This window comes from Chroococcidiopsis sp., assembly GCF_051657925.1.
In the GTDB taxonomy this organism is placed as follows: domain Bacteria; phylum Cyanobacteriota; class Cyanobacteriia; order Cyanobacteriales; family Chroococcidiopsidaceae; genus Chroococcidiopsis.
Genome location: NZ_JBOFLP010000370.1, coordinates 1 through 9,643 on the forward strand (window position 1 = coordinate 1; position 9,643 = coordinate 9,643).

9 protein-coding genes and 1 pseudogene are annotated in these 9,643 nt (G+C 43.0%); 4 read left to right on the forward strand and 6 right to left on the reverse strand.

The features are described from left to right. Window positions 1-663: circadian clock KaiB family protein (locus tag ACRC32_RS29700; RefSeq protein ID WP_438557354.1), on the forward strand; the 663-nt coding region annotated here is incomplete at its 5' end. A gap of 81 nt (window positions 664-744) precedes the next feature. Here ACRC32_RS29700 and ACRC32_RS29705 read toward each other — a convergent pair. Both ACRC32_RS29705 and ACRC32_RS29710 read right to left on the reverse strand, forming a co-directional pair. After that, entirely contained in the window at window positions 745-906 is a 162-nt protein-coding gene (locus ACRC32_RS29705; protein ID WP_438557355.1) for a hypothetical protein, read from the reverse strand. Further along, entirely contained in the window at window positions 875-1,684 is an 810-nt protein-coding gene (locus ACRC32_RS29710) for an ABC transporter permease (RefSeq protein ID WP_438557356.1), read from the reverse strand. The genes ACRC32_RS29705 and ACRC32_RS29710 overlap by 32 nt, the downstream gene beginning before the upstream one ends. A gap of 158 nt (window positions 1,685-1,842) precedes the next feature. Between ACRC32_RS29710 and ACRC32_RS29715 the strand changes: the two genes are divergently transcribed. Further along, complete coding sequence (locus ACRC32_RS29715) at window positions 1,843-2,370, forward strand: DUF3172 domain-containing protein (protein ID WP_438557361.1); 528 nt, start codon at window positions 1,843-1,845, stop codon at window positions 2,368-2,370. Window positions 2,371-2,444: 74 nt separating this feature from the next. Here ACRC32_RS29715 and ACRC32_RS29720 read toward each other — a convergent pair whose 3' ends face one another. Together ACRC32_RS29720 and ACRC32_RS29725 are read right to left on the reverse strand one after the other, a co-directional pair. Further along, on the reverse strand, window positions 2,445-2,981 hold the full coding sequence (locus ACRC32_RS29720) for a zinc ribbon domain-containing protein (RefSeq protein ID WP_438557357.1): 537 nt from the start codon (window positions 2,979-2,981) through the stop codon (window positions 2,445-2,447). Window positions 2,982-3,228: 247 nt separating this feature from the next. After that, window positions 3,229-4,809: an ArnT family glycosyltransferase gene (locus tag ACRC32_RS29725; protein ID WP_438557358.1), complete on the reverse strand. Its 1,581-nt coding sequence runs from the start codon at window positions 4,807-4,809 to the stop codon at window positions 3,229-3,231. A gap of 324 nt (window positions 4,810-5,133) precedes the next feature. Here ACRC32_RS29725 and ACRC32_RS29730 point away from each other — a divergent pair, with 324 nt between their 5' ends. Continuing rightward, complete coding sequence (locus ACRC32_RS29730; RefSeq protein WP_438557359.1) at window positions 5,134-5,910, forward strand: class II aldolase/adducin family protein; 777 nt, start codon at window positions 5,134-5,136, stop codon at window positions 5,908-5,910. Between the two features lie 47 nt (window positions 5,911-5,957). On the opposite strand, the pseudogene ACRC32_RS29735 reads toward ACRC32_RS29730, so the two are convergent. Next, window positions 5,958-6,104, reverse strand: a pseudogene (locus tag ACRC32_RS29735) (helix-turn-helix domain-containing protein); the annotation flags it as partial. On the opposite strand from ACRC32_RS29735, the gene ACRC32_RS29740 reads away from it, so the two are divergent. Further along, the gene (locus tag ACRC32_RS29740) at window positions 6,060-6,491 is read left to right on the forward strand and encodes a DUF6220 domain-containing protein (protein ID WP_438557362.1); all 432 of its coding nucleotides are present in this window, start codon (window positions 6,060-6,062) and stop codon (window positions 6,489-6,491) included. The pseudogene ACRC32_RS29735 and the gene ACRC32_RS29740 sit on opposite strands and share 45 nt — an antisense overlap. 315 nt (window positions 6,492-6,806) lie before the next feature. Here the strand turns inward: ACRC32_RS29740 and bchH are convergent. Further along, window positions 6,807-9,643 (reverse strand): magnesium chelatase subunit H (bchH, locus tag ACRC32_RS29745; protein WP_438557360.1); only part of this gene is annotated, 2,837 nt, incomplete at its 5' end.

Below are 9,643 nucleotides of genomic sequence, written 5' to 3' on the forward strand. Positions count from 1 at the left end.
TTTCTCGTTCCTTGCTACACAGCAACGCTAGATTGTTGGTTAGATCCACAGACTCAGCACATCCAAACCTTTGCTGAAGCTTATCCATTAGTGATGCGCCATCAGGCATTACTCAATGCAGTTTTTGATGTCGGAGAATCAGTGTGGCAGGCAGCTCCTTGGTCGGAAGAATTTTGCGATCCGATCGCATTAGCTACCTATCGCGCTTATTTTCCCCAATTGTGGGACGATCGTGGTTTGATCGTGCGGTTCGATCCATCCACTGCTACCCCACATATGAGATACGATGCGACTGCTAATTTCTCTCAGACGGAGCTAAAAGCACCGGAAATAGAAACCACAGTCACAGCTACAGAGGCAACCCCAGCAGAATCTCAATATTCCGAAAAGCTAGGTTACGTGCTGCGCTTATTTGTAGCAGGACACAGTGTAAATACAGAGCGAATCCTTCAGACTTTACATCAGCTGCTAGAACAATCGCTACGCCATCCCTATACCTTAAAAGTTGTCGATGTCTTTAAACATCCAGAGCAAGCCGAACTATATCAAGTTTCTGCTACCCCTACTTTAGTCAGAGCGTGGCCTCACCCAGTCCGAAGACTCGTAGGTGACTTAGATAACCCAGCTAAGATTTTGAAATTGCTCATATCACCGGAATTATAGGAGACAAGGGAGACAAGGGAGACAAGCGAGAAGTCACAACTCACAACTCGCAATTCAACTCTAGACCCTACACCCTACACCCTAAACCTTACACCCTGTTCCCTGCTCCCTGCTCCCTGCTCCCTGCTCCCTGCTCCCTGCTCCCTGCTCCCTGTTCCCTGCTCCCTGTTCCCTGCTCCCTGCTCCCTGCTCCCTGCTCCCTAATAACTGACTAATCTTGCTGGTGGGAGAACAAGTAAGCACCGTAAAGAGATAAGGCGATCGCGACTGTGAATAAAACTAGAATGCTATACCAAGGAAATTGCGATAGTGGTAAATATGCAGCCGCTCTTAGCCCCATACTGGTGTAGGTTAGTGGTAAAAGGTAAACAACCACTTTGAGGAAACCTGGTAGCGTCCCAGGCTCGAAAAATGTGGCTCCCAGGAATGACATTGGTACGATGAGAAAGTTGTTAACCAAACCTACGCTTTCGAGCGATCGCACCTTCAAGCCGACTATTACCCCCAAACCTGCAAAGACAGCACAGTTTAAAACTAACAGCAGCCAAAATAAGGGATTGAGAAAACTCCAAACCTTACCAGTAAAGATCGCCGCTACTAAAACCACCGCCGCTGAAGTCATTAACCCCCTCACAACTCCAGCTAGCATTTTACCCATGTGTAAGGCAAGGGGATGAACGGGGACTAATAGCAATTCCTCAAAGGTTTTGGCAAATAGGCGATCGCCACAAATTGAAAATGTCGTGCCACCAAAGCTAATGGTCATGGACGATAGCGCCGCCATGCCAGGCAAGATAAACTCTAGATAGCTATCACCTACAGCAGGCTTGGGCAACGAACTTCCCAAACCCAGACCAAACGCCAAAATATAAATCAAGGGCGACACTAAGCCTGAAGCAGCAACTTGGGCAATCCGCACCCGTAATTCTAGCCAATCGCCCCAAAATATCGTTAAACTATCTGCTATCAGGGTTTGTATATAACTCTTTCTTGCTTTTAACGTGCCAACTTGAAAATCCACTTACTTTTAGTCCGAACTACAAATTCATACTTCTTAATTTTATGAAAAGACAAAAGAAGTCAGAAGGTAGAAGTCAGTGAATTGCGAAAGAGCGACTTGCGACTTGCTCCTCTGCTTCCTTGTCTCCCTCAGCTCTCTTCTTACCCTAATCCCTAATGATGAAACGTAAAGCTACTACTAGAACTGCACCTGCTCCGAAGTCTTCACCAGTCAAAACTGCCTTTAATTACCTTTCGGTTATGGTACTGGCGGCTGTGTTGATCTTAGGAATTGGTATTGGCATTGCTTTTAGTTCCACGACAATTACCGACACTAGAAACGTTGCCTCTCGCGAGTTTATCGATCGCGCCGCACCTAATGCCGATCTGTGCGTGCAGTATGGCGCTAGTGCAATGGTCATGGATACTAGACTATTTGTTTCTCTCAACCCCTTCAACGTGTATGTATCTCAGCCTAGTATGCGCCCAGGTTGCGTGCTGAGAACCAACAGCTGGAATCTTTTAGAAGACCGTAAATTAGTGACTAACGAACAAGTGCGAGATTGCAAAAACCGAATGAATACGTTTGGTTTTACGGGAGATTTAGGCACTTCTCCAGAAATTAATTGCGTTTATCAAAATGACGGAGCCAAGAATTTCTATCTGACGCAATCTGGCGGTACGCCTGGTCAGACCGAACAATTCTAAAAGCTAAAAAAGGCTAATAGGGTATTTATGGATGGGGGCGTACAGCTAGCTGTACGCCCCCTAAAACTTATGAATTACTGCAAGCGATGTCCGCAAGCAGAACAGAAGCGATCGCTCGGACTGACTTCCGTACCGCACTGACTGCAAAAGCGGTGCGTACCTGAGACTGCCTTATCCATGCGCAGTTCCATGTTACCCATGCGCATTTGCATTGGATTCATATTCATTTCCATGTCACCCATTTTCATAGGCTTCATTGGCTCCATCGGTTTCATTGGCTCCATCGGTGGCATCAATGAGGTAGGAATATAATCGACATGCTGTAGTTGGATTTGTTGAGCGCCTTGAAGTGAAGGAGATTCAGCCATCATGCCCATACTATTACCCTGGATTTGGATAAAGTATTGTCCTTGACTAGTCGTAATTTTGACGATCGCACCGCTAGCATTTCGGAATGATTCTGGGGATGCTGTCCAACTTCCCGTCACAAAACTTTGACTCGATTGTTGCTGCTGTCCGAGGCTACTACTAGCAGTAGTCACAATTGTTTGCTTACCTTGATTGTCGAGGTAGGCTCTTTGACCCGTGCCAATCTCGCATACGTAAGCCATGAGAACCTCTTTGCTTATTAGTTCCTAATTACTCTTATTATCCAATCTTCTGATAGTTAAAGGGCGATCGCTTAATATATAGCAAAATGGGCTTATCAGTTATCAGTTATCAGTAAAGAAAGGGTGTGGGGTGTGGGGTGTAAAGATTTTAAATTTCTTTCTCCCTCATCTGGGCGACTCTCCCTCAGCCTCCTCAGCTCCCTCAGCTCTCTTCTCCGACTTTCGACTTTTCCAGAGGTTTTTACTGTTAAACTCTTCTATATAGCTGAATCTGTAGCCTTTCTCTACCTGGAATTTCTCTTTCTAGATCTACAAAACTTTTCTCCAAACTATAGTTTTTTTGGAGATAATTGTTCATTTTGTCTAAGATATTTTTATTTTCAGCTCCAACGCTCGATTTAATCACGTAAAGCGGTTTTTTTGCCATAATTGCATCTAGCTCTTTGGCTGGATCTTTACCAGTAATCTTTGCTAATTTTGTAGTAATAAATAAGGGAAACGCATATCTAGTTGGCATGTTAGCTCGTACTAAGCAGTAAATTACTGCATGATAGTTAAAGACATATATATAATCTGATGAGGCAACTCGTTGATTTAAGTATCTAGCAATTGCAGAAGGAGTATTACCCCAATCCTCTATTCCTTTAATGCTGCGAAAGTAGACATATTTCCCACTGAGTTGGATTTGAGGATACAAATTATTAAATATTGGCGTTACTAAAACGAAACTCAATAAAATTATTTTCTGAATGCTAGCGTTTTCATTTATTTTTGAGATTGCACTATTAATTAAATAAGCAGTTAACAAAGATAAAGAAGGTAAGACTTGAATAAAGTAATTAGGATAAAAACTTTTAGGAGAAGAAATACCAAGAATAGCTGCAAACATCCACACAAGTAAATAAGTTAGCTTTCTATTCTCACCTAAATTCTTTTTACCAATTGTCGTCATATAAATCGGTGTCGCGAGTAAGCCCAATAGAAGAAATAAATTTCTCTTAATCTGAATTGTTAAGCCTGATGCTAGGCTTGCTAATGTTATTCTCTCACCAGTAACGCGCAATAAGTTGGCAGTAAAATTAGCAGATATATAATCGTTGAAGTGTCCGTTAATCCAAAAATAGAATACGATTAATATGGTAGGAAGGAGAAAACCTAAAAGGAGAAATACATAACTTTGGCAGAGGTATTTAATCCGATATTTTTTAGTTTTTGGTGGCAAAAACCGCAAAGCGATCGCGGTGAAAATGACAATAGCGATAAACTCAAATATTATGACTTGCTTAATTGATAATGCTATCCCCATTGCTAGACCAATAATAAATAGCCTCAGGGAGTTGCAACGAACTGAATTTTCAGTATTGACTTGAAATAACTGGTAGAATGAAAATGTAGTAAAGACAGCGAAAAAAATTTCTGTATTAGCTGCAAGTTCGTCGTTTCCAGTTGAAAAAGTGGCATATAGTAAGCCTGCTATTAGTCCGGTTTGAAGCTGACGGTCACTGATTAACCTACCAAATTTATATAGAATAAAACACGTCAGTGTCACAGCAATGCAAGCACTAATGGCTGTTGAAAAAACTGAGTTACCAAAGAAAAGTATACTGAGCAAATAAATTATGTATATGCCAATCGGTTTATTATCCCAAATTCCCGTATAAGGAAGTTTCCCTGCAATCCAATCTCTTGCTATTAAAAAATATAAACCTTCATCACCATTATTGTTAATACCAAACTCAAAAAAAGCTGGTAATCGTAAGAGAAAAACGAAAATCGTAAAGCCTATACAAACTAACAAATCTGTCTGCTTGACTTGCTTTAATCTCATATTTACTCCGAAAGCTTCCGATGCGGTTGGACAAGGAGTTGAAATTACATGACAAGAAACAATAAAAATTAGTATTTTGAAGAGAAATAATATAGTTTAAAAATATATTATGTATGCCTAAAATCTCTGTCAACATTTATACATAAAATTAAGAAGTTCACTACTAAGTTTTTTTGGACGGTAAAGTAGAATTAATCAATTGATGGTCAAGCTCAGCAAACTAAATCGATCGCTTACTGTTCTACGTAGATACGATACTGTAGCGAGTAATTTTTGCTATCTTTAGCTTGCTGGTACATAGCCTTAAAAAAAGGAGGCGATCGCATGACAATATCCACATCAATTCCCAAGCTACCCGAACCGCCAACTTTTGCCACAGTTGCAGAAGAACGTCGCGATCGCAAACAACGCTTAGCCGCTGCTTTTCGCCTCTTTTCTCGCTATGGCTTCGACGAAGGGATTGCCGGACACATCACAGCCCGCGACCCCGAATACCGGGATTGCTTTTGGGTCAATCCCTTTGGAATGCACTTCGGACAGATTCGCGTACGAGACTTGATTCTCGTCAACGACAAAGGTGAAGTTGTAGAAGGCAACAAACCAGTTAACGCAGCTGCCTTCGCCATCCATTCCCAAATTCACGCCGCCCGCCCCGATATCGTCGCCGCTGCCCACGCCCACTCTCTTTACGGGAAAAGCTGGTCTAGCCTCGGTCGCCTCCTCGATCCCCTCACTCAAGATGCTTGTGCTTTTTATGAAGACCACAGCTTGTTTGACGACTATACCGGAGTCGTACTAGATCCAGCCGAAGGCAAGCGCATTGCCCAAACACTAGGACAAAATAAAGCTGTTATTCTAAAAAATCACGGTTTACTGACTGTAGGAGAAACAGTAGACGAAGCAGCTTGGTGGTTTATCACAATGGATCGTTCCTGTCAAGCGCAACTTATGGCAGAGGCTGTTAGTAAACCTTGCGTCATCGATTCTCAGCAAGCAAGTATTGCCCACAACCAAGTAGGTTCTCACCACATCGGCTGGTTTAGCTTTCAACCTCTGTATGACAGAATCGTGCAGCAAGAACCCGACTTACTGGATGACTAGCAGCCAAGTCACAATCTAAGGTAATAACTCGCTCTCGCTTTCAGTCATCAGAATGCCCTATCTAGGGCATTTTGCAATTGTGCTACCATTTGAACGCGGGATGAAACATTCAATTTGCGAAATATACGTTTGAGCGCTTGTTTGACAGAATTTTCAGTAATCCAAAGTTGTGCGCCAATTTCGGCATTTGTCAAATCGGTTTTTATACAATAGCAGTACTTTTCAACCTTTGCCTGACTATCCAAGTGTTAACCGTTGGACTCGCCTATTTTTACAATCCTCAGTGGTGGAATGCTCATGTTTGGCTGGTGCGTGGTTACAGTGGATTGTCTTTAGTTTTATTGGTGTGGGTGTATCTAGTCCCATATCCGCGTCGAGTGCGGAGTCTGACAACAAGTATGCTAATATTGCTGGGGCTACAATTTCTCACGATTCATCTGAAGTCACCCTTACCTCTAGGCGTGCTTCATCCCTTGTTTGGATTCACGCTATTTTCTGCGTCCACAACCTTAGTTCATCGTGTCTGGCATATTTTATTTGCTAAGTCTGATGTGGAAAACATTGCTGTGACAAATGACTAATGACTGCCTTCACAAGTGTTTGCAACTTAAATAAAAATGTTCTAAAGCATATGAAAATTGCAAATCCGGTGAAAACTATTTACAGCCTTCTAAAAATGGTTATTAGTACAAACTGAAGTAGCAGCTTTTACCCAGTTAATTGACTTTGGTAAATGTTACATGCACGACTTCAGTTGTCACAGTTTTGATGACATGAATTCTGATAATCTCCGATCGGAATTGCGATCGGTCATTAGTCATTTGTGAGTAGCTGGACTCTTTTCTAAGTATTAGCCACCAGCCACTAGTCACTGATAACTGATAACTGATAGCTGTTCACTGATAGCTGTTCACTCCTTCCAATTCATCCTCTGTCGTTTCATACAACTGGCGTAACTTTTCCAACTTTTCAGGATCGGCATTCCAAAAACCGCGTCCGTGTGCCTCGATCGCTCTACCAACAATATTACGAAAAGCCTCGGGATTTGCCTTGCGTAACTTCTCTGCCATCTCTGCGTCGAGAACATAGGTATCGGCGGCTTGGTCGTAGACCCAATCATCGGTAAAATCGGCAGTACCACCCCAACCAATTAAAGCTGTCATGCGTTGAGAAATTTCAAACGCACCTCCCGAACCTTGATTCGCCATTGCTTCCGCCCATTTCGGATTGAGTAATTTGGTACGATATTCCATTCTGAGTAAATCGTCCAAATTGCGCGGAGTGGTATCTTGAGAAAAACTTTCGACAAAGCTAGCAGTCACTTTTTTCCCCCGCTGCTTTTCTGCCGCCTTTTTCAAACCACCCGTATTGGCATAATATTCTTGAATATCCGTCAGACCGTATTCGACAGAATCGATTCCTTGAACGATGCGATCGCACTTTTGCAACAATTGCGTCAAGACTTCCGGTCTAGCCCGTCCCTTATCTTGTCTACCATAACTAAACACGTTGCGATCGCGCCAAGTATTACCTAATTCGTTTCCCGATTCCCAATTTCCATCTGTGACTCGTTCGTTGACCATCGAACCAAAATCGCCTGCAGGATTGGAAAATAGCCGCGCTGACGGATTTTCTACACCCTGCGCTTGTAAGGCTAAATAGTGCTTGCGGATAAAATTTTCTGCTTCCGATTCCTCAGCCATAGCTGCCCGTTGGAATAGATCGTCGAGTAATTCGATAATGTTGACAAAGCTATCGCGAAATATGCCGGAAAGATTTCCCAACACGTCAATGCGGGGATGTCCCACTTCTGCAAGCGGCTTTAACCCGTAACGAACGATTCGCCCCGTACCTTCCTTGATGGGTTCTGCTCCGACTAATTCCAGTAAAATTCCTAAAGACTCGCCCCGCGTCTTAATTGCATCGAGTCCCCACAACATCACAGCTACAGTTTCGGGATATTCTCCATGTTCTTGTAAATGTTGACTGATAATATTTTGCGCGATCGCCTTTCCTCTTTCATATGCCGCAGGTGAAGGCATTCTGTAGGGATCTAAAGCGTGAATGTTGCGTCCTGTAGGTAACACACCTACGCCATCGCGCAACAAATCGCCTCCAGGTGCAGGAGGGATATACTCGCCATTGAGTCCGCGTAGTAAATTGGTTAATTCCTCATCAGTTTGCATCAATAAATCGCGAACTTGCAATGCTTCTTCTAATCGTGGAAAATTGAAATTCTTAATTTTCAACTCTGGTACGGGCGGGTTTTGAACAGAGATTTCTTGCCTTAACTGTGAATTTTTGGCTAAACCCGCCCCTACAATTTTCTCATTTGCGATCGCATCTCCGGGCGGGTTTTGAACAGAGATTTCTTGCCTTAACTGTGAATTTTTGGCTAAACCCGCCCCTACAATTTTCTCATTTGCGATCGCATTTACTGCATCTACTGATAATTCTTCGCCAAAATATGCTTGAAGATAACTTGCTAATTGTTCGGCATTCGGTGGTTCTCCAAAAACGTGCAATCCGCTGGAAAATAGGCGATTTTCTAATACTTGCAAATACTCGTATACCTGTAATAAATAGCGATCGAAGACGACTTTACTAAATAACCGTGCATTCTCAGGTGTAAAAGCAATTCCTAAATGCTTTGCTTCTTCTAACGGACAATCTGTATTAATTCCCGTATCTACAATTTTCTTACAAATTGCCTCTTTCAAAGCATAGTTCTTCTCTGGATCTTCACGATATTCAGCAATTAAATCGCGCAATGCTACTAACTCTTTATATAAGCCGGCGCGACCGTAAGGGGGAACGTTATGAGAAATAATCGTACCGTAACCCCGCCGCTTTGCCAAAATTGACTCAGAGGGATTATTCGCTGCATAGATATACAAATTGGGCAAATTTCCTAACAAAATATCCGACCAAGAATAGCCTGTATTTCCTAAAGGAGAACCAGGTAACCATTCCACTGTCCCGTGCATTCCAAAATGAATAACTGCATCCGCTTGAAATTCTTGCTGCAACCATTTGTAGTAAGCTGCATATTGGGGATGGGGAGTTAAATCGCGATCGAACATCAACCGCATCGGATCGCCAGGAATACCTAAAGGCGGTTGTACGCCAATCCAAACATTACCTAACTGGACTCCACCCACAAGTAACTCATCACCGTAAGTCTTAATACCGCTGCTAGATAGAGATTTCCAATGTTTCTCAATTCGGGATGTTTGCAAGTAACCAAGCCATTTTTCTAGTTTCTGCGTAGTTACTGTCGGGAGTCGGGAGTCGGGAGTTGGGAGTCGGGAATTTTCAGCTTGCCTTTCATCCGCCTCTTTAACCCACCGGATCAATTCTTCCCCGTCTTCTGGTAAATCCCCGACTGTATAGCCCCGATCTTTTAAAGCTTGAAGGAATTTCAACAGCGATCGCGGTACGTTTAATAAAGCTGCCGTTCCTGTCGCCCCGTAACCAGGGGGAAAACCATAGAGAATAATGGCTATTTTCCTTTCAGCCGCAGGTTTCTGACGCAAAGCAATCCATTTTTGCAATCTTGCTACTAAACGCCGTACTCGTTCGGGGATCAGATAGATCTTTTCTCCCACCAATCCACCCAAAGGCACGGTATCGATCGCACCATCGAGTTCTGGTAGTGCATATAGTACGACACTTTGCAAGCCCCCGATTCCTTGGCGCGTCCAAGAATGGATGTCTTGAATTAACAGTGGTG

Excerpts from the sequence above, each read along its gene's own strand:
- ACRC32_RS29715 (WP_438557361.1), top strand. The coding sequence starts at position 1,843 with ATGAAACGTAAAGCTACTACTAGAACTGCACCTGCTCCGAAGTCTTCA.
- ACRC32_RS29720 (WP_438557357.1), bottom strand. The coding sequence starts at position 2,981 with ATGGCTTACGTATGCGAGATTGGCACGGGTCAAAGAGCCTACCTCGAC.
- ACRC32_RS29725 (WP_438557358.1), bottom strand. The coding sequence starts at position 4,809 with ATGAGATTAAAGCAAGTCAAGCAGACAGATTTGTTAGTTTGTATAGGC.
- ACRC32_RS29730 (WP_438557359.1), top strand. The coding sequence starts at position 5,134 with ATGACAATATCCACATCAATTCCCAAGCTACCCGAACCGCCAACTTTT.